The 18,221-nt window shown below is 40.0% G+C and carries 19 protein-coding genes; 11 read left to right on the forward strand and 8 right to left on the reverse strand.

Features of this window, described 5'->3' with window-relative positions; genetic code table 11:
* Window positions 1-51: 51 nt before the first annotated feature.
* From HMPREF0013_RS17770 to HMPREF0013_RS17780, 3 genes are all read right to left on the reverse strand, one after another.
* Complete coding sequence (locus HMPREF0013_RS17770; protein ID WP_002115058.1) at window positions 52-987, reverse strand: lauroyl acyltransferase; 936 nt, start codon at window positions 985-987, stop codon at window positions 52-54.
* A 110-nt stretch (window positions 988-1,097) separates the two neighbouring features.
* A complete protein-coding gene (locus tag HMPREF0013_RS17775) occupies window positions 1,098-1,730 on the reverse strand; it encodes a LysE family translocator (protein WP_002114897.1) in 633 nt (210 codons plus the stop codon).
* Between the two features lie 227 nt (window positions 1,731-1,957).
* Window positions 1,958-3,868 (reverse strand): ATP-binding cassette domain-containing protein, encoded by a 1,911-nt coding sequence (locus HMPREF0013_RS17780; RefSeq protein WP_002114959.1) that lies wholly within the window; start codon window positions 3,866-3,868, stop codon window positions 1,958-1,960.
* Between the two features lie 32 nt (window positions 3,869-3,900).
* On the opposite strand from HMPREF0013_RS17780, the gene HMPREF0013_RS17785 reads away from it, so the two are divergent.
* On the forward strand, window positions 3,901-4,146 hold the full coding sequence (locus tag HMPREF0013_RS17785) for a SlyX family protein (protein WP_002115104.1): 246 nt from the start codon (window positions 3,901-3,903) through the stop codon (window positions 4,144-4,146).
* 54 nt (window positions 4,147-4,200) lie between these two features.
* Here the strand turns inward: HMPREF0013_RS17785 and HMPREF0013_RS17790 are convergent, their stop codons facing one another.
* Window positions 4,201-5,211: a zinc-binding alcohol dehydrogenase family protein gene (locus tag HMPREF0013_RS17790; protein ID WP_002114797.1), complete on the reverse strand. Its 1,011-nt coding sequence runs from the start codon at window positions 5,209-5,211 to the stop codon at window positions 4,201-4,203.
* Window positions 5,212-5,310: 99 nt separating this feature from the next.
* Here HMPREF0013_RS17790 and HMPREF0013_RS17795 point away from each other — a divergent pair, with 99 nt between their 5' ends.
* The 10 genes from HMPREF0013_RS17795 (at window position 5,311) to HMPREF0013_RS17840 (ending at window position 14,268) form a co-directional block, all read left to right on the forward strand.
* Window positions 5,311-5,688, forward strand: a complete 378-nt coding sequence (locus HMPREF0013_RS17795; RefSeq protein WP_002115061.1) for a winged helix-turn-helix transcriptional regulator — start codon at window positions 5,311-5,313, stop codon at window positions 5,686-5,688.
* Window positions 5,689-5,836: 148 nt separating this feature from the next.
* A complete protein-coding gene (locus tag HMPREF0013_RS17800; RefSeq protein ID WP_002114763.1) occupies window positions 5,837-6,286 on the forward strand; it encodes a hypothetical protein in 450 nt (149 codons plus the stop codon).
* A 35-nt stretch (window positions 6,287-6,321) separates the two neighbouring features.
* Complete coding sequence (gene topA, locus HMPREF0013_RS17805) at window positions 6,322-8,958, forward strand: type I DNA topoisomerase (protein ID WP_002115027.1); 2,637 nt, start codon at window positions 6,322-6,324, stop codon at window positions 8,956-8,958.
* Window positions 8,959-9,047: 89 nt separating this feature from the next.
* Window positions 9,048-9,806, forward strand: a complete 759-nt coding sequence (locus HMPREF0013_RS17810) for a hypothetical protein (protein ID WP_005066068.1) — start codon at window positions 9,048-9,050, stop codon at window positions 9,804-9,806.
* A 135-nt stretch (window positions 9,807-9,941) separates the two neighbouring features.
* Window positions 9,942-10,514, forward strand: a complete 573-nt coding sequence (locus tag HMPREF0013_RS17815) for an HdeD family acid-resistance protein (RefSeq protein WP_002114940.1) — start codon at window positions 9,942-9,944, stop codon at window positions 10,512-10,514.
* Window positions 10,515-10,628: 114 nt separating this feature from the next.
* On the forward strand, window positions 10,629-12,608 hold the full coding sequence (locus HMPREF0013_RS17820; RefSeq protein ID WP_002114708.1) for an ATP-dependent helicase: 1,980 nt from the start codon (window positions 10,629-10,631) through the stop codon (window positions 12,606-12,608).
* 73 nt (window positions 12,609-12,681) lie between these two features.
* Window positions 12,682-12,921, forward strand: a complete 240-nt coding sequence (locus tag HMPREF0013_RS17825) for an RNA recognition motif domain-containing protein (RefSeq protein ID WP_002115113.1) — start codon at window positions 12,682-12,684, stop codon at window positions 12,919-12,921.
* Window positions 12,922-12,930: 9 nt separating this feature from the next.
* On the forward strand, window positions 12,931-13,293 hold the full coding sequence (locus tag HMPREF0013_RS17830; RefSeq protein ID WP_002115036.1) for an ASCH domain-containing protein: 363 nt from the start codon (window positions 12,931-12,933) through the stop codon (window positions 13,291-13,293).
* 80 nt (window positions 13,294-13,373) lie between these two features.
* Window positions 13,374-13,877: a DUF6586 family protein gene (locus HMPREF0013_RS17835; RefSeq protein WP_005066079.1), complete on the forward strand. Its 504-nt coding sequence runs from the start codon at window positions 13,374-13,376 to the stop codon at window positions 13,875-13,877.
* A gap of 112 nt (window positions 13,878-13,989) precedes the next feature.
* Window positions 13,990-14,268: a hypothetical protein gene (locus tag HMPREF0013_RS17840; protein ID WP_002114792.1), complete on the forward strand. Its 279-nt coding sequence runs from the start codon at window positions 13,990-13,992 to the stop codon at window positions 14,266-14,268.
* Between the two features lie 35 nt (window positions 14,269-14,303).
* Here the strand turns inward: HMPREF0013_RS17840 and HMPREF0013_RS17845 are convergent, their stop codons facing one another.
* The 4 genes from HMPREF0013_RS17845 to HMPREF0013_RS17860 form a co-directional block, all read right to left on the reverse strand.
* Window positions 14,304-16,013, reverse strand: a complete 1,710-nt coding sequence (locus HMPREF0013_RS17845; RefSeq protein ID WP_002115151.1) for a cation:proton antiporter — start codon at window positions 16,011-16,013, stop codon at window positions 14,304-14,306.
* 147 nt (window positions 16,014-16,160) lie between these two features.
* The gene (gene rpmG, locus HMPREF0013_RS17850; RefSeq protein WP_001205031.1) at window positions 16,161-16,316 is read right to left on the reverse strand and encodes a 50S ribosomal protein L33; all 156 of its coding nucleotides are present in this window, start codon (window positions 16,314-16,316) and stop codon (window positions 16,161-16,163) included.
* Window positions 16,317-16,328: 12 nt separating this feature from the next.
* A complete protein-coding gene (gene rpmB / locus HMPREF0013_RS17855; RefSeq protein WP_000048256.1) occupies window positions 16,329-16,565 on the reverse strand; it encodes a 50S ribosomal protein L28 in 237 nt (78 codons plus the stop codon).
* Between the two features lie 167 nt (window positions 16,566-16,732).
* Window positions 16,733-18,181 (reverse strand): coniferyl aldehyde dehydrogenase, encoded by a 1,449-nt coding sequence (locus HMPREF0013_RS17860; protein WP_002115149.1) that lies wholly within the window; start codon window positions 18,179-18,181, stop codon window positions 16,733-16,735.
* Window positions 18,182-18,221: the final 40 nt, after the last annotated feature.

Below are 18,221 nucleotides of genomic sequence, written 5' to 3' on the forward strand. Positions count from 1 at the left end.
TTTAAATTGAGGCAGTGCCTACTATCAATTTAAAATTATTATAGCTTTATCTTAATAGATCTCTTCATATCCCTCAGGACGTGTCTTAAAACGACGATGGAACCACATATATTGAGTTGGTGCAATGCGAAGCTGATTTTCAATAATTTTATTAACTCGAGTTGCATCATCGACTTCATCTTCACTTGGCATATTGTCTACCGCAGGTTCAATCAGAACATGATATTTCGGGTTCTTAATATCTCCATGGCGATAGAAATATAAAGGAACGGCGACTGCTTTTGAGATTTTTAGTAAACGACGATGAGCAGTTACTGTGGCCGCTGGCACACCAAAGAAGGGTGCCATCACCCCTTGCTTGAGTCCAAAGTCTTGATCGGGGCTATACCAAATGGCATCGCCATCTTTAAGGTGACGAATTAAACCACGCATATCATCATGATCGATTTGTGCTTTATAAATGGTGCCACGGCAACGATAAATCAGCATATCGAGCAATGGATTATTTTGAGGGCGGTACACAACATCTGGTTCGAAATATTGAGCACAAACATAGCCACCCGCATCAAGAAGCGTACTATGAGTACCCAATAATAAAACGCCTTTGCCCTGAGCTTGAGCATTGGTAATGTGTTCTAAGCCTTCAATAGTGACACGGTTTTTAAACCAGTAAGGCTTATACCATGCGTTTAATGTCTCAAACACACCAAGCATCATATCTACAAAAACTTGCTTAGCTTGTTGTTGTACTTTTTCGGCTGACCATTCGGGAAAGCAGACTTCTAAATTACGAATAGTTGTTTTTCGGCGAGATTTTAAATATTTCCAAGCCAGATTTGCTAAGCCATGAGCTAGACGCCATTGGATTGCCCACGGCAAAATAGCCAAAAGCATTAAAAAAACAATGGCAATCCAAATACCCCAATATTTAGGCAATAAAAAGGACCATTGAAATTCACCGGGCGTATAAGTCTGCTTTTGGCTCATAACGATATAAAGAATTCAAAATTAAAACTGGCAAAAGTGTATCACGAACTGAATTTATCGTCGTAATACACTGTTGAATTGAGCGGTTAAGATGAGGAAGTGAAACGCGGTTATCGGCGATTTTCTAAAAGAATACGAACAGCAAGCCCAGCTAGTACCGTTCCCATAAGCCAACGTTGTATATTTGCCCAAAGGGGTTTTTGTTGAAGAAAAAGGGCAATGCCACCCGCAGAAAGCACAATCAGAGCATTTACCGAGACGCTAACAAAAATTTGAATAGTACCGAGCTGAATGGATTGCCATAAAATACTGCTTTGTTGTGGGTGAATAAACTGTGGCAATAACGATAAATACATAATCGCAATTTTAGGATTAAGTAGATTTGTAGCGAAACCCATTAAAAATAGTTTAGCTGGGGAGTCTACCGATAATTGTTTTATATCAAAAATAGGAGATGCATTGGGACGTAGTGCTTTCCATGCTAGCCAGAGTAAATAAATTGCTCCTGCAATACGAATGGTGTCGTAAGCATAAGGAACTGCAACAATAAGCGCTGTAATCCCGAAAGAAGCGCAAAGCATATAAAATACAAAGCCAACGCCAACACCGGCGAGTGAAATAAATCCCGCCGTTTTTCCTTGGCAAATTGAACGAGAAATAAGGTAAATCATGTTTGGGCCAGGGGTAAGCACCATCGCCAAGCAGATTAATCCGAATGCTAAAATTTGAGAAAGATCTAGCATGAAAAATACTCGAATATTATTATATTGGTAGATATAACATAATTATTTTTATAAGTCTTATATTCAATCAGAGCGATATTTTGAAATATTAATGCTGACTAAACTTAATCACTCATCAAGTGTTCTTTATAGATTTTTGTACTTTAAAAATTTATAGATATTCTATAAAAAGCCCCCTTAATTTAAGGAGGCTTTTTTGTTATTTAAATTGTAGAAAAGAACACAAATTAATTTCCTTTGCTCATTTGTTCAAGTTCATCCCAGCGTTCTAATTTTTCAAGTAATACCTCTTCAATTTCTGCAAGGCGTTGACTTGCTTTAGTTGCTTCATCGGCATTACTTACAAACCACGAACCATCTGCCAGCTTGTCAGAAAGCTCTGCTTGTTCAACTTCCAGTTTCTCGATTTCAGCAGGAAGTTGTTCAAGTTCACGTTGGTCTTTATAGCTTAGTTTGACCTTTTTAACGTTACTTTGTGCAGCGGCTTTTTCAGCTTCGGCTTTTGCCTGAGCTTTTTTAACATCAGACTTTTGGTCTACGACTTTATCATCTGGTCGTTGCTGTAAATAGTCTTGGTAGCCACCAATGTACTCTGCAATATTGCCTTTACCATCAAAGACCCAAGTCGATGTTACGACGTTGTCCATAAATGCACGGTCATGCGAAATAAGTAATAGGGTACCTTTATATTCAGAAAGCATCTCTTCAAGTAGCTCAAGAGTCACCATATCCAAGTCATTGGTTGGTTCGTCCATCACAATTAGATTCGACGGTTTAAGCAGTAATTTAGCAAGCAAAATACGGTTGCGCTCACCGCCAGAAAGGGCTTTTACTGGTGTACGTGCACGTTCAGGTGAAAACAAGAAATCTTGTAAATAGCTATAGATATGACGACGGTTACCATTTACATCAACGAAGTCAGAGCCTTCTGAAACGTTTGCCATTACTGTTTTTTCAAGGTCTAAGGCATTACGTAATTGATCAAAATAAGCAACTTCTAACTGAGTACCTGTCTTAACAGAACCACCGTGTTCGATTTCACCTAAAATGGCTTTAATTAACGTTGTTTTACCAACACCGTTATCGCCGACTAGACCAATACGGTCACCACGCATAACAAGCGTAGAGAAATCTTTGATAAGCGGTTTATCATCATAAGATACACTTAGGTGTTCAATATCAAATACTAATTTACCAGAGCGATTTGCTTCTTGAGTCGCCATGCTCACTTTGCCTTGTTGTGAACGACGAGCTTTTGATTCTTCACGTAAAGCTTTTAAGGCACGAACACGACCTTCATTACGCGTACGACGAGCTTTAATCCCTTGGCGAATCCAAGCTTCTTCTTCAGCTAATTTTTTATCAAATAGAGCATTTTGTTTCTCTTCTGCTTCCATTTGCTGAGCTTTAAGCTCTAAATAGCGTGAATAGTTGCCTTCGTAGCCACGTAGGATGCCACGGTCAAGTTCAACAATTCGAGTTGCAATACTGTCTACAAAAGAACGGTCATGCGAAATAAATAGTAGCGTTAAATTATTTTGATCGAGTAGAAATTTTTCTAGCCACTCAATACTTTCAACATCTAAATGGTTCGTCGGTTCGTCTAGAAGTAATACGTCTGGCTGCGTTAAAAGAGCACGAGCCAGTAAAACACGACGTTTACGACCACCTGAAAGGTCTGCCAAATCTGCGTTTGGGTCGAGTCCCATTTTACTTAACAGGGCATTGACCTTGTTTTCGAGTGCCCAGCCGTCGAGTTGGTCGAGCTTATGCTGAAGATTACCCATACGATCGCAGGCTTCCATATCTCCTAGCATACAAGCATCAGTTGCTTCATGATAAGCTCTGAGTACTTCGGCAGCTTCTCCTGCGCCATCAGCCACAATATCAGCAACCTTACCTGAATCCATTGGCACGTCTTGGGCTAACATTGAAACAGTTAAACCATTTTGAATAGAAACTTCACCAGAATCCGGTAATAGGCTTCCCTCGATCAGTTTAAGTAAAGTAGACTTACCTTCACCATTACGACCAATTAAACAGACTCGTTCGCCACGTTCTAGATTAAAGTTCGCGCCATCGAGCAGGGCAGGTCCGCCAAAAGCAAGTTGGACATCCCTTAGGGTAATATAGGCCATAATGTTTTCCAGAATCTCAAATGAGGATTTAAATGACTAAACCACCATATCATGATGATCAAGCGTCATTTTCCGCACCCATTGAAGATTTGCAAGTGCGAATTACATTTTTGGATGATTTAGTTGAACAATTAAATCAACAACTCGCTATTCAAACTCAAGAAATAGCTGATTTGAAAAAACAAATGCAATTTCTTTATCAACGTGTGGAATCTTCAGATTTATCAGAAGGCATTGCACCTTTTGATCCATTAACGAATAAACCTCCCCACTATTAATAAAAAGGCAAGTTCGATACTTGCCTTTTTATTTGGGAATATTTTCAATTTTGTTTAAAAACCTTGTAAGACGATCTTACCTTTTGTTGTACCACTTTCAATTTGCTGATGAACTCGTTTTAAATTTTCAGCATTAATTGGACTTATAACCTCGGTTACGGTTGTCTTAATTTTTCCTTCGTCAACCAGCTTGCTGACTTCATTTAATAGTTCACTTTGTTTTGCCATATCTTCAGTCTGGAACATTGAACGTGTAAACATAAACTCCCAATGCACCGATACAGACTTAGATTTAAACGGTTTGATATCTAACTGTTCAGGATCATCAATGAGCCCAAAACGGCCTTGCGGTGCAATCAACTCTACAATGTCTGCTAAATGCTGATCTGTTTGAGTAGTCGAGAACACATATAAAGGTGCAGTTAAACCTAATTGTTTAATTTGGGCTGCTAAAGGTTGACGATGATCTAACACATAATCTGCTCCAAGTTGCTTAACCCAGTCTTGAGTTTCTGCTCGTGAAGCTGTTGCAATAATTGTTAGGTTAGTCAGCTGTTTAAGAAGTTGAATGGTGATTGAGCCAACACCACCAGCTCCACCAATCACTAATATTGTTGTGTTTTCTGGCGCGTTCTTTGGAACTTGCAGGCGATCAAATAACATCTCCCAAGCCGTGATTGCAGTTAAAGGGAGAGCTGCAGCCTCGGTTACTTCTAAAGTTTTTGGTTTATGGCCAACAATGCGTTCATCAACGAGTTGTAATTCGCTATTACTACCTTGACGATTAAGAGCACCTGCATACCAAACGATATCGCCAATCTTAAATTGAGTAACTTTATCTCCAATCGCTTCAACGATACCTACTGCGTCCCAGCCAAGCGTTTTCCACTGATTATTCTCAGGGTTTACATTCTTTCGAATTTTAGTATCTACCGGATTTACTGAGACAGCTTGTACACGAACAAGTAAATCGTGTCCTTCAGCAATAGGTGCATCGAGTTCAATATCAACGAGTGCTTCTGGCGATGTAATGGGACCAGCTTTTTGATATGCCACAGCTTTCATAATTATCATTCCTCTTGTTGAGAGTTTGATCATAACGTAAGCTTAAAATAAGTGACTACAGACAAATAACGCTCATAGTGTCAAAAAGGATACTGTAAAATGGCAAAAGCAAGACACTCAAGTTTTGATTGCTCTCCAGGTTGTTCAGTGGAGGCTGCGATTAGCTTGATTGATGGGAAATGGAAATGCGTCATTCTTTGGCATTTATTTAATGAAGGCACCTTGAGGTTTAACGAAATTCGAAAGCGTGTTCCGAGTATTACCCAAAGAATGCTGACAAATCAGCTACGTGAATTGGAACAAGATGGAATTATTCATCGGGAAGTCTATCCTCAGGTACCACCTAAAGTAGAATACTGCCTGACTGATTTGGGACAAAGTCTTGAGAAAATTCTGTTTGCTTTAAAACAGTGGGGGGATGCTCATATTGACCAGTTTGGAAAGCTGACACTTGTTAATGGCCATCCGGATCCTTAATGATATTTGTATCAGCTCATCGCAATTTGCACTGTGAAATCTGACTATTTTGAAGCTTGCCCATGTATCGGGCATTATTTTCATGATGAAACTTGCGTTTTCTGGTCAGCTTATGCAACTCTAATAAAAGAGATTAATAGGTTTTGCTATGGACAATATGGGAATTTGGGTTACCGTTATCATTGTTCTTTTCGTACTAGGCTCCATTTTTGGTTTAAGAGTGAGCCCACGTGAAAAGGCACTTGGTATTATGCGTGATAAAGCTCGTAAAATGGGTTTACACCCGCGTGTAATCGTTGCACCTGAATGGACACATGTCCCAATGGCGACTGAAAAGCGTGCCAGCATGGTTGCTTATTATAGTGTATTGATTCCCGATGCCCGTTTATCTTTAATGCGTGCTCGTGTTGTAGACGGCAAATTAAAAGTGGTTCAGGGTGATGAGAAATTTAATGATTCTCCCATTGCATTAAAAGGGATTTATGCTATTGATATGCAGGCAAACTGTGTAGGGCTTTATTGGGATGAGGAATCAGACCTGAGAGCAACACAATTAGATGAGATGAAGGCTTATCTGTTGAACTTGGCTAAAGCCTGATTTTTAAATTTATTGGTATAGGAATAACATTTTATATGGCGAATACCTCGCGCTCTGCATCTCAAAGCACAGCATCTACTGCACCTGCTGCACATAAACGTGCCTTAGTGATTGTGGAGTCGCCTGCCAAAGCGAAAACCATCAATAAATATCTGGGTTCGCAATACATTGTAAAGTCTTCTGTAGGTCACGTGCGTGATTTGCCAACAGGTGGCAGTAAATCAACTGAGAAAAAGCCGGCTGCCCGGACGAAACTCACTGAAGCAGAAAAAGAACAAAAAGCCAGTCAGGCTTTAGTTAATCGTATGGGGGTTGATCCTGAACATGGTTGGGAAGCTCATTACGAAGTTCTGCCAGGTAAGGAAAATGTTGTTGCTGAACTAAAAAAACTTGCCAAAGATGCCGATGCAATCTATCTCGCAACGGACTTGGATAGAGAAGGGGAAGCCATTGCTTGGCACCTAAGAGAAGTTATTGGTGGTGATGACAGTCGTTATCATCGCGTGGTATTTAACGAAATTACTAAAAATGCCATTCAAGAAGCATTTAAACAACCTACGCGCCTAGATTTAAACCGAGTTAATGCTCAGCAAGCACGCCGTTTCTTGGACCGTGTTGTTGGCTTTATGGTTTCACCATTGCTGTGGGAAAAGATCGCCCGTGGTTTATCTGCAGGTCGTGTACAGTCTGTAGCGGTGAAACTGGTTGTAGAGCGTGAAAGAGAAATTCGTGCTTTTATTCCAGAAGAATACTGGCAAGTTTTTGCAGATACTCAAGCCAAGAAAGATGACATTCGTCTTGAAGCAGTTAAGCAAGCTGGTAAAACCCTTAAACTGAAAAATAAAGCTGAAACTGATGCTTTATTGGATGTTTTAAAAGGTGCTGAATATAAAGTTGCACAGCGTGAAGATAAACCGACTAAGGTAAATCCAAGTGCACCGTATATCACTTCAACGCTGCAACAAGCTGCAAGTACACGTTTAGGTTTTTCTGTAAAGAAAACCATGATGCTGGCACAGCGTCTATATGAAGCAGGTTTTATTACCTATATGCGTACTGACTCAACGTTCTTGAGTGATGATGCAGTAAGCATGGTACGTGCTCATATTGAAAGCCAATTTGGTGAGAAGTATTTACCTGCAAAACCAAACCGCTATGGTAACAAAGCCGGTGCTCAAGAAGCCCATGAAGCAATTCGTCCTTCAAATGTTGCACTTACAGGTGACCAACTTGCGGGTGTAGAGCGTGATGCTCAGCGTTTATATGATTTGATCTGGCGTCAGTTTGTTGCTTGTCAAATGACTCCAGCAGAATATTTATCTTCAACTTTAACGGTTGAAGCTGCAAATGTTGAATTAAAAGCAAAAGGCCGTACGCTTGTATTTGATGGTTTTACACGAGTGCGTGGTGCTAACAAGTCTGATGACGATATTATTTTGCCTGCAATTAAAGTAGGCGAAATTTTAAAATTAGAGAAGTTAGATCCAAGTCAGCACTTTACTAAACCACCTGCACGTTTTACTGAAGCTTCTTTGGTTAAAGAGCTTGAAAAACGTAGTATTGGTCGTCCTTCGACTTATGCAGCGATTATTTCTACGATTCAAGAACGTGGCTACGTTAAGTTAGAAAACCGTCGTCTTTTCGCCGAAAAAATGGGTGAGATTGTCACGGATCGACTTGATGAAAGTTTCAATAACTTGATGAACTATGCCTTTACAGCAGACCTTGAAGGGCAGCTCGATAAAGTTGCAACAGGTGAGCGTAACTGGAAAGAGTTACTTGATACTTTCTATGGTGACTTCAAGAAACGTCTTACCAATGCTCAGGGCGAGCATGGAATGCGCCGTAACCAACCAGTTGAAGTGCCCGCGGTACATTGTCCTGAATGTTCACGTCCAATGCAGATTCGTACAGGTACAACAGGCGTATTCTTAGGTTGTTCTGGCTACAACTTACCACCTAAAGAGCGTTGTAAAGGTACTTTGAACTTAACACCTGTTGAGTCTTTAGCTGCTCTTTCTGATGATGATGGTGCTGAAACCGCAGACTTGATGTCAAAACATCGTTGTGCAAAATGTGGCACAGCCATGGATAGCTATGTGATTGATGGTGGTCGTAAACTGCACGTATGTGGTAATAACCCTGACTGTGACGGTTTTGAGCTTGAAGAAGGCGAGTTCAAGATTAAAGGCTACGATGGCCCAACCATTCCGTGTGATAAATGTGATGGTGAAATGCAGCTTAAAACTGGCCGTTTTGGTCCTTATTTCGCTTGTACAAGCTGTGACAATACTCGTAAAGTCTTGAAAAGTGGTCAGCCTGCACCTCCACGTGTAGAACCGATCAAGATGGAACATTTGCGCTCAACAAAGCATGATGACTATTTCGTGTTGCGTGATGGTGCTGCTGGTTTATTCTTGGCTGCAAGTAAATTCCCGAAAATTCGTGAAACACGTGCGCCAAAAGTTGCGGAATTGCGTAGTGTTGCCGCTCAGCTTGATCCTAAATATCAATTTATTTTACAAGCACCAGACGTAGACCCTGAAGGTAATCCGACAGTTGTGAAATTCAGTCGTAAGAATCAATCACAATATGTAGGCTCGGAAACTCCAGAAGGTAAACAAACCAAATGGAGCCTAATTTATCAAAATGGTAAATGGGTTGAGGGCTAATTAAGTCCACAATAAAAAATGCTAGCTCAGCTAGCATTTTTTATATCTAAAACAATAAAAGAAAATTTTTAAATGTATGGGGAAAAAGAATGTGGAAAAACATTCGAGTTTTATGTTTGTTAATTATTTTATTGATTGTTGCTGTTCAGGCATGGCGAGATCAAAACCAAGACTGGAATCAACCTATTGTTGTCGTTTTACATCCTATTAATGCAGATGGTTTGCAGACAACGCAGAGCTATATCCATCAGTTAAAATACACTGATTTTGAGAGAATAAGAAATTATTTGGGAGAATGGTCGCAACACTATCGTGGTCAATCAGGAAACTTTGTAATTCGTTTAGGTCAGCCATTACAGCAACGACCTCCTGAGGTTCCTCAAAATGCCAATATCTTTCATGTGATGTGGTGGAGTTTAAAGTTCCGTTTTTATGCATGGCGACATCAACAATCTGAAGACAATGGGGCATCACTTAAACTTTATTTAAATTATTATGATCCCAATTATCAAAAAGTTTTGATCCATTCGACTGCTTTGGAAAAAGGTCGTATTGGTAGTGTGAATTTATTTGCGACTAAAACACAAGCTTCCCAAAATCAGGTTGTGATTGTTCATGAGCTATTACATGGCTTTGGGGCACAAGACAAATATGATTTAAAAACTGGTCAACCGCTTTATCCTCTAGGTTACGCGCACCCTGAAAAAGTGCCTTTATATCCGCAAACTGACGCTGAAATCATGGGTGGTCGAACACCATTATCTGAGCAGAGCAGTAAAATGCCGAATGGTTTACATGAAACGATAATAGGTTTACCTACAGCTCAAGAAATTGGTTGGGTGAAATAAAATTGTGGATAAATACTGCTTTATCCACATTAATTGATAAGAAACGATGCAGATCTTATACAGACAAAAAATGTGAAGTGGATCACTATTATTAGGTGGATGAAATTCTAATACCTGATAATAAGAGTAGCCATGATGAAAACTGTTGGTAATGATTTGGTGCGTAATCAGTTACATGCTGATCGTAAGTGGTATTTGATATTAGGCTTTGTGCTTATTGGCTTCGGTCTAATTTTGTTTAGTTCATTACCATTTGCGACCTTTTCTGTGGTTTTTTTATTTGGAATACTCATGATGGTCGGAGGTGTTTTACATCTTGTCGCGGCCATTAGTGTTTTTAAAGGTGCAAGCCGTTGGTTATGGGCACTTTTTGGTGTGCTTTATCTAATGGCAGGTTATTACGCCTTTTCTACTCCCGTAACAACAGCGGTAGTTTTGACGAGCTTATTATCAATAGCACTAATTATTGCCGGAGCTATACGTACAGTAAACGCGATTTTACTTAAACCAATTATTGGGTGGGGTTGGACCTTATTCTCAGGATTATTAACACTCGCTACAGGTATTTTGATCTTGGTTTCTAAAGATTCACCTTTTTGGGTGTTAGGCATGTTCCTTGCCATAGATATCTTATTCCAAGGAATTAATTTTCTAGGTTTGGCTTCTGCGATTAAGCATCTGCCATCTAGTTCAAAAACAGTATCTTAAATAATATTGTTGAATCAAAGAGCACTTTAGGTGCTCTTTTTGTTTTTAGGACGGGCAGACGCATCTGGGGTTGGGTCTGTTAAACTATGTCTTGGTGTTTTAGCGATATGTGTTATGAGTCTTGCAAAATTAATTAATGAACTAAATGCTCAGCAAAAAAAAGCAGCCACGACGTCTGCGCAGAACTGTTTAGTTTTAGCAGGTGCTGGCTGTGGCAAGACTAAGACGATTGTTGCCCGTGCTGCCTATTTAATTGATCAAGGCTTACCAGCAAACCAAATTCAGATTTTAACGTTTACTCGACGTGCTGCGAGTGAGATTGTTGCAAGAGTAGAGCAGCATGTAGGAGCACAGGCAAAAGGCCTAAGAGCTTCAACTTTTCATACTTTTTGTATGTATTTACTGCGCCGTAATCCACAAGCTTTTGGCTTAAATCAATTTAGTATTATTGATCGTGATGATCAGTTGCTGATGTTCCGTTTATTAAGAGGTAAAGACAAAGATAATGTTTTACCTAAAGCGGCAGAGCTGTGTGATCTATATTCCTATGCAAGAAATACTCAAACAAAGCTTTCTGAAGCATTAATCAAACAGCTTCCAGATGCATATGAGCATAAAACTCAAATTGCTGAGTTGATGAAAACTTATGAGCAACGCAAAAGAGAGCGTAATTTTTTAGATTATGACGATATCTTGTCGATTGTGGCTGTTCATTTACAAAACTCAGAAGCGTTGACCAATTGGGTTGCAGGTTTTTGTCAGGCATTGCTAGTTGATGAAATGCAAGATACAAACCCTTTGCAATGGGCTTTGTTGCAGCCCTTAATTGGTAAAGTGAAGTTGTTTTGCGTGGGTGATGACGCTCAGTCCATTTATGGCTTTCGTGGCGCAGACTTTGAAAATATTCATTCTTTTAAAGAACGAATACCTGATGCAGAAGTACTTACACTGGCTTTAAATTATCGCTCGACTCAAGAAATTCTAGATTTATCAAATTGGTTGTTGGCACATAGCCCAATCGATTATCAAAAACAGCTACAAGCGCATCGTGGCCAAGGGCAAAAGCCACAGCTACATTTGTTTGGTAATGAGTTTGAAGAAGCAAACTGGATTGCACAAGATTTAATAACGCGCCATCAGCAAGGTGCAAACTGGCATGACCATATGGTGTTAGTTCGTTCTGGTTATAGTGCCCGATATCTAGAAGGGGCTTTTATTGCTGCTGAAATACCTTATCGTTTTATTGGTGGGGTAAAGCTTCTTGAGTCGGCCCATGTAAAAGATGTACTGAGCCTGCTACGTATTGTGAGTAACCCTCACGATGATTTGGCTTGGATGCGCTTTCTAACCTTGTGGGATGGGATCGGTGATGTTGGTGCTAGTAAGTTAGCCCAAGAGCTGATGGGAATTGTTGATGTCGAGGAGCGCTGTCAGCGACTTGAACGCCATGGCAAGGTACCTCTACAAGCGATTTTAATTTTAAAACAGCTAGATGTATTACAGCAGCATGTCGAGGCAAGTATTGGCTTGGCTCTCGATGCTTTAGGTGAACAGCTAGAGCAAAATTATAAAACTAAAGATTGGTCACGCCGTTTAAAAGACTTTGATTTGGTTAAGCAACTTGCACGCAAACATGCGTCGTTAGGTGAATTCCTTGAGGAATATGTACTTGAGCCGATTTCAGTTTCTGAAATTGAAAAAGCTGCTGATCAAGATTTGGTAACTTTAATTACGATTCATTCAGCTAAGGGTGCCGAACAGAAAGTTTGTTATGTACCTCACGTATCGCCAAATCAATATCCTTATGCAAGAGCACAGGGTGATTTTGATGATGTTGAGGAAGAGCGCCGTGTGCTGTATGTCGCCTTAACGCGTGCTGAAAATGAATTAATCTTGACGAAGCAAAATCTTAATACGTGGTCGCAAGACACTTATGATGAGCAAGGTCGTAAAATTGAGAGTTATTTCTTAAATGATCTGCCTGCACACTTGGTTCAAGCAAAAATTCATAGACAAGTACCTCAGCAATTTACTAAAAAACAATGGAACAGATCTCCTGCAGTAAATTTAGGTTTTGGTATCGATCTGGACTAAACTACTGTATAAGACGCTGTGATTACTTAAATGTATATTGGCTCTCCCTTTTATTGCCAATTAAGGTTAGAAAATGAAAATATTAGTTCGTAATTTAGATCGTGCTGTAAGTGAAGCTGAAGTTTTAGAGTTGTTTAAGGCATATGGTAAAGTTGATACATGTGTTCTTGTGACTGATAAAGATACAGGTAAATCGAAGGGCTTTGGTTTTGTTGAAATGCCTAATCCCCGTGAAGCGATTAAGGCAATTAAAGGCTTAAATACGCTTAAAGTTAAAGGCTATGGAATTCGAGTTAAAGCAGCCGAAGAATAAGTTTTCCTGATGAAAAGACAATTTTTAGCTCTCTCAATTGTAACGCCGAATGGTACTCGTATTGCTAAAGGTATAAAAACACTTGAAGTACGTTCATGGGTGCCTACACAGTTACCAGTGAAAGATCTATTAATTGTCGAAAACCAGAACTTTCTGGTTAAAGATACTGATGAAGAGGAGGGAGTTGCTGTCGCTTTAGTTGATGTCGACTCAGTTCATACTTGGCGAAATGACGAGGTCAATTTAGCCTGTGCATCTGCTTGGAGTGAAGGGTATTTTGCTTGGGTCTTAAGTAATGTTCGTCCTATAAAACAGCCAGTGAAAATTTTAGCTAAACGTAAAATTTATCAAGTTGAGCTGGATTTACCATAAATAACGTTGATTTTATCAATGGAGTCGTTAAGCTAAGAATAGCTATTGCAATGGCGATTTTAGAACAGGAAAGTTTAGTTATGTCACGTGTTGCTCGTTATCATGCCGATCGTACCAATCAGAAGCTCTATTTTGCACGTCTAGCGTGTCAACAGGCAGAGCAGACCGATCATGTGCAGCAGGTACAAGCTTACCGTGAAGCAGCTGTATTTCATTTACATGGCGCAATGTTAGCGTTCTTACAAGAATTGGTACGTTATTACCGTTTAAATGATTTGCAACCCACCTTAAAATCTATTGAGGAACATATGGCGGCAAAAGGACAGGTTTCCCCTGAAGTGTCCGTTTTGCAGCAATTGGCAAAAGATGGTTTTGTTGCAGAGTTAAAACGAGCTTATCGTATGTGCCAATACGCCCCAGAACCAAAAGAACCGACTCCTGAAGAAGAAACTTCTTCTAACCTTATTATTAAAGTGACACAAGGGCCTCAGTCTTGGTTGCCAGATGTTAAAATCTTGCGTGAATGGCACCGAGAATTAAGTCATTTAATTGATGGTTTTCGTAACGAAATGGTCGAGTTCTAAAATTAAACTGCCTAGATGCTTGAAATTTCGACTAGGTGTGCCTATATAAATAAGACAAGAGATGCAAAGTGCAAGGGTGCTTTGCCACCATGTTGAAACATGGAGGAAGTATATGTCTATACAGCAATTGAAAGAGTTATTTGGAAATCAAGAAGCAGTGTTGGAATTAGTTCAACTCGAAGGTGGTGAACTCGCCTTGCGTAATGCAGGTTCTGAGAATGAACCCTTGGTTAAAATTCAATTTAGCGATGAAGTCAAAGCAATCTTGGGTGAGCAGACTCCAGTTGTTGCTCAGCATATGATTCAGGCTGCATTGTTTGGACTGCTGGAAAAGCAGGTAAACGAGTGGCAGGCTGAGGTATTAGACGAACAGCCTAAATTCTTGAGTTAAAAAAAGCGTACTCTTGAGTACGCTTTTTATATGGGTTAATGAATTGTTGACTGATGAGCAAGCTCGATCTGACTTAAGATGTGGTGACTCATATTCTTTGCCATTTCTTCTTTTGCATAGAACACTTCGCCAATATTTTCATCACGGATAACCGCTGCTTCTTCTTTGCTTTCTGCGCAAATTAATACCTGAATCTGAGGATTTAATTGCTTGGCAATCGCCACGATACGGTGAATATCTAAAATATCCATAGGTGAGATTACCAAGAGTCGTGCATGCATGATATGTGCTTGAATTAAAACACTTGGTTCAGTAGCAACACCACTCACAGCAGCAATATTTGCGTTACGTAGCTTTTCTACGATTTCACGATTCTCTTCTGCAATAACGACCTTAATATTCTCATTAATTAAATTTTCAGTAATACGTCGTCCTACACCACCATATCCCACAATCACGACCTGATCACGTAAATAAGCTTGATCAACTTCATCGGGTAACATTGCCAATGGGTCGCCGCTACGTTCAAGCAGTCGGGCTAAGTGAGAACGTTCACGAATCCAGCGTTGTACAGGTTCAATCGCTGAGAAGATGAAAGAGTTAAGCGTAATTGAAAATAAAGCGCCCGCTAGAATTAGATTTTGAGCTTCTAAGCTTAATAGGCCTAAAGAAACACCAAGTGTCGCCAAAATAAATGAAAACTCACCAATCTGTGCAAGGCTTGCCCCGACTGTTAAAGCTGTATTGATTGGATAGCGGAAGAATAAAACTAATGCCATTGCAGCAAGTGTCTTACCCACCATAATAATCGCGATAACAGCTAAAATATGGAGCGGGCTCTCAACAAGAATATGTGGATCAAACAGCATGCCCACAGAAACGAAAAATAAAATCGAGAAAATTTCACGTAGTGGAAGAGTCTCTTCCTCTGCACGATGGCTAAAGTCTGATTCTTTAACGACCATACCTGCAAAGAATGCCCCTAAAGCCATTGAAACCCCAAAAATGGCATAAGAACCATAAGCAATCGAAACTGCCGCAGCGACGACAGTCAGCGTAAATAGCTCTCTTGACCCTAAACGAGCAACAAATTGCATAATAATAGGCACAACGCGCTTGCCTACAATGAGCATAAAGGCAATAAAGCCAATCACCTTTAATAAGGTGATTCCAAGGGTTAACCAGATATTACCGTCTGCACCTGCTGGTGCTTTTCCACCGAGTAAAACAGCTGTAGCTGGAAGAAGTACTAAAACCAGTACCATCACTAAATCTTCGACTAACAGCCAACCCACAGCAATTTTGCCGTTAACTGAGTCTAAAAGACCTCTGTCTCCTAATGCCTTTAATAATACAACTGTACTCGCACACGATAGACTTAAGCCAAAAACGAGTGCAGACCCGAAACTCCATCCCCATAGCATTGAAACGCCAATACCAAGTAAGGTTGCAACAGCGATCTGTAAAATTGCGCCAGGCAAGGCAATACGACGAACTAGTAATAAGTCTTTTAATGAAAAGTGCATCCCTACACCAAACATCAGGAACATGACCCCGAGTTCTGCAAGCTGGTTGGCAAGGTGGATATCTGCTTCTATACCCGGTGTATTTGGGCTAATAATAATTCCGGCAATTAAATAGCCGATAAGAGGGGGGAGTCGTAATCGGGCTGCAATATAGCCAAAAATGAGGGCAACGCCGAAACCAACAGCAAGTAAAATAATTAAATCTACGTCATGCGGCACTAAAAACTCCTTTTACGTGAGTTAGGCTAAAAACAAGCATAAAAAATGCCAAGGCGGAATGTAGAGAAAGTTTAACAAAAAGGTGGGTATAAAAAAAATGCAAAAAAAAACGACTTCATAAAGAAGTCGTTTTTTTCGAGGCTAAAATTATTTGATTTTAGCTTCTTTGAAAATCACGTGTTGACGGATTTTTGGATCAAATTTTTTGATTTCCATTTTTTCCGGCATAGTACGTTTGTTTTTAGTCGTGGTATAGAAGTAACCTGTACCAGCTGAAGAAACGAGGCGAATCTTATCACGCATTGCTCAGACTCCTTAGATCTTTTGACCTTGAGCACGAAGGTCTGCAACAACCTTTTCGATACCCAATTTGTCAATAATACGCATACCTTTAGTGGTTAAACGAAGACGTACAAAACGTTTTTCGCTTTCTAACCAGAAACGGTGGTGGTGCAGGTTCGGCTCGAACCGGCGCTTGGTTTTGTTGTTGGCGTGTGAGACGTTGTTACCAACGACTGGACGCTTGCCGGTAACTTGGCAAACCTTAGACATGGTGTAACTCCATTGATTCAGCCAACAGCAAATCTGTGGCCAGTCATACTAAATGTAAACGGATGAATTCATTCAAGGGGCGTTTTATACCAAAAATACGATTAAAAGACAAGCGAAATTGGTAAAAACGAGGCATGATTTAGTATAACAGATCATGCCTTGATCAGTTAGCGCAACAAGGTTTTCGAAATGAATCGATGAATCGGCTTATTGAACGGTGGAAGAATGTATTTAAGGCTATAAAGTTTTGGATTTGACATCACCGAACGCTCATGAGAAAGGCTAAAAAAGCCCTCTGGTCCGTGATATTTACCCATACCTGATGCGCCAATTCCGCCAAACGGTAAATCATCTTGTGCAACATGGGTAATCACCATGTTAATTCCGAAATGCCCTGAATGGGTGTGCTGTGCAATATAGTCAGCACGCGCTTGATCATAATCAAAATAATACATCGCTAGAGGACGTGGACGACTATTAATGAATTCGATGACTTCTTCTATTTGGTCATATTCTAAAATTGGCAGAATAGGCCCGAAGATTTCATTTTGCATAATATCCATTGCGGTCGTCACGCCAGTGACTAAAGTTGGCGCAATTTTACGGACATCATCTAAAATTTCATTTTGCGGATTAATTTCAACAATACGTGCACCTTGATCACGGGCATTTTCAAGATAACCCTGAATGCGGTTGTACTGTTTATCATTAATAATAGAGGTGTAGTCTTGGTTGTTGCGGAAATGAGGATACATTCCAGCCACAATCAATTTAAAGTTTTCGATGAACTCGGCAGTTTTGCCTCGTGGTAAGAAAATATGATCTGGCGCAACACAAGTTTGTCCTGCATTCCATAATTTACCTACAGCAATACGCTGGGCAACATCTTTCATGTCCATTGATGCGTGTACTAAGGCAGGAGATTTTCCGCCCAACTCAAGAATAACTGGAACTAGATTTTGAGCTGCGGCTGCCATCACTGTTTTACCAACAGAAGTTGAGCCTGTGAAAATCATTTTGTCAAAAGGCAAATGACTAAACGCATCTGAAATAACGCCACCACCATTTACCACAGCAACTAATTCTTGTGGGAATGCTTCTGCCAATGCACTTTCAAGGACACGTCCAAAATTTGGAGAGGCACTAGAAATTTTGATCATTGCATGATTGCCCGCAGCTAGTGCGCAGATTAGTGGCCCCACTGAAAGCAATAATGGGTAATTCCAAGGTGTAATAATACCAATGACACCCATAGGCTGATATTGTACCCAACCTTTTGCTGGCTGATGTAATACACTGATGTGGCGTTTTGATGGTTTCATCCACGCAGTTAAATGCTTACTGTAATATTTAATTTGTTCCAAACTCGTGAGTAGTTCACCAATTTTTGTTTCCATAACTGCACGATTGCCATAATCAAGGTTAATTGCTTCGGCAATCTGATCTTGATATTTTACCAAGACTCTTTTAAGACGAGCTAAACGATCAATACGCTCTTTAGCAGTGGGTACCGGATGACGTAAATAAGCGAGCTTTTGTTGTTCAAGCAAATCATGTAAATGCTTAACATCATAAGGAAGCTGAGTCTCTGGATTTGTTTTTGTTTGACTGTTCATCGGTACTTACCAAATATACTGATATACTTATTTTTTAGAG

It is taken from the genome of Acinetobacter sp. SH024, assembly GCF_000163635.1.
Lineage (GTDB): Bacteria > Pseudomonadota > Gammaproteobacteria > Pseudomonadales > Moraxellaceae > Acinetobacter > Acinetobacter pittii.

Coding starts and splice junctions, on each gene's coding strand:
- HMPREF0013_RS17780 (WP_002114959.1), bottom strand. CDS start 3,868: ATGGCCTATATTACCCTAAGGGATGTCCAACTTGCTTTTGGCGGACCT.
- topA (WP_002115027.1), top strand. CDS start 6,322: ATGGCGAATACCTCGCGCTCTGCATCTCAAAGCACAGCATCTACTGCA.
- HMPREF0013_RS17790 (WP_002114797.1), bottom strand. CDS start 5,211: ATGAAAGCTGTGGCATATCAAAAAGCTGGTCCCATTACATCGCCAGAA.
- HMPREF0013_RS17810 (WP_005066068.1), top strand. CDS start 9,048: ATGTGGAAAAACATTCGAGTTTTATGTTTGTTAATTATTTTATTGATT.
- HMPREF0013_RS17860 (WP_002115149.1), bottom strand. CDS start 18,181: ATGAACAGTCAAACAAAAACAAATCCAGAGACTCAGCTTCCTTATGAT.
- HMPREF0013_RS17830 (WP_002115036.1), top strand. CDS start 12,931: ATGAAAAGACAATTTTTAGCTCTCTCAATTGTAACGCCGAATGGTACT.
- HMPREF0013_RS17815 (WP_002114940.1), top strand. CDS start 9,942: ATGAAAACTGTTGGTAATGATTTGGTGCGTAATCAGTTACATGCTGAT.
- rpmG (WP_001205031.1), bottom strand. CDS start 16,316: ATGCGTGATAAGATTCGCCTCGTTTCTTCAGCTGGTACAGGTTACTTC.
- HMPREF0013_RS17820 (WP_002114708.1), top strand. CDS start 10,629: ATGAGTCTTGCAAAATTAATTAATGAACTAAATGCTCAGCAAAAAAAA.
- HMPREF0013_RS17800 (WP_002114763.1), top strand. CDS start 5,837: ATGGACAATATGGGAATTTGGGTTACCGTTATCATTGTTCTTTTCGTA.
- HMPREF0013_RS17775 (WP_002114897.1), bottom strand. CDS start 1,730: ATGCTAGATCTTTCTCAAATTTTAGCATTCGGATTAATCTGCTTGGCG.
- HMPREF0013_RS17785 (WP_002115104.1), top strand. CDS start 3,901: ATGACTAAACCACCATATCATGATGATCAAGCGTCATTTTCCGCACCC.
- HMPREF0013_RS17825 (WP_002115113.1), top strand. CDS start 12,682: ATGAAAATATTAGTTCGTAATTTAGATCGTGCTGTAAGTGAAGCTGAA.
- HMPREF0013_RS17795 (WP_002115061.1), top strand. CDS start 5,311: ATGGCAAAAGCAAGACACTCAAGTTTTGATTGCTCTCCAGGTTGTTCA.
- HMPREF0013_RS17840 (WP_002114792.1), top strand. CDS start 13,990: ATGTCTATACAGCAATTGAAAGAGTTATTTGGAAATCAAGAAGCAGTG.
- HMPREF0013_RS17770 (WP_002115058.1), bottom strand. CDS start 987: ATGAGCCAAAAGCAGACTTATACGCCCGGTGAATTTCAATGGTCCTTT.
- rpmB (WP_000048256.1), bottom strand. CDS start 16,565: ATGTCTAAGGTTTGCCAAGTTACCGGCAAGCGTCCAGTCGTTGGTAAC.
- HMPREF0013_RS17835 (WP_005066079.1), top strand. CDS start 13,374: ATGTCACGTGTTGCTCGTTATCATGCCGATCGTACCAATCAGAAGCTC.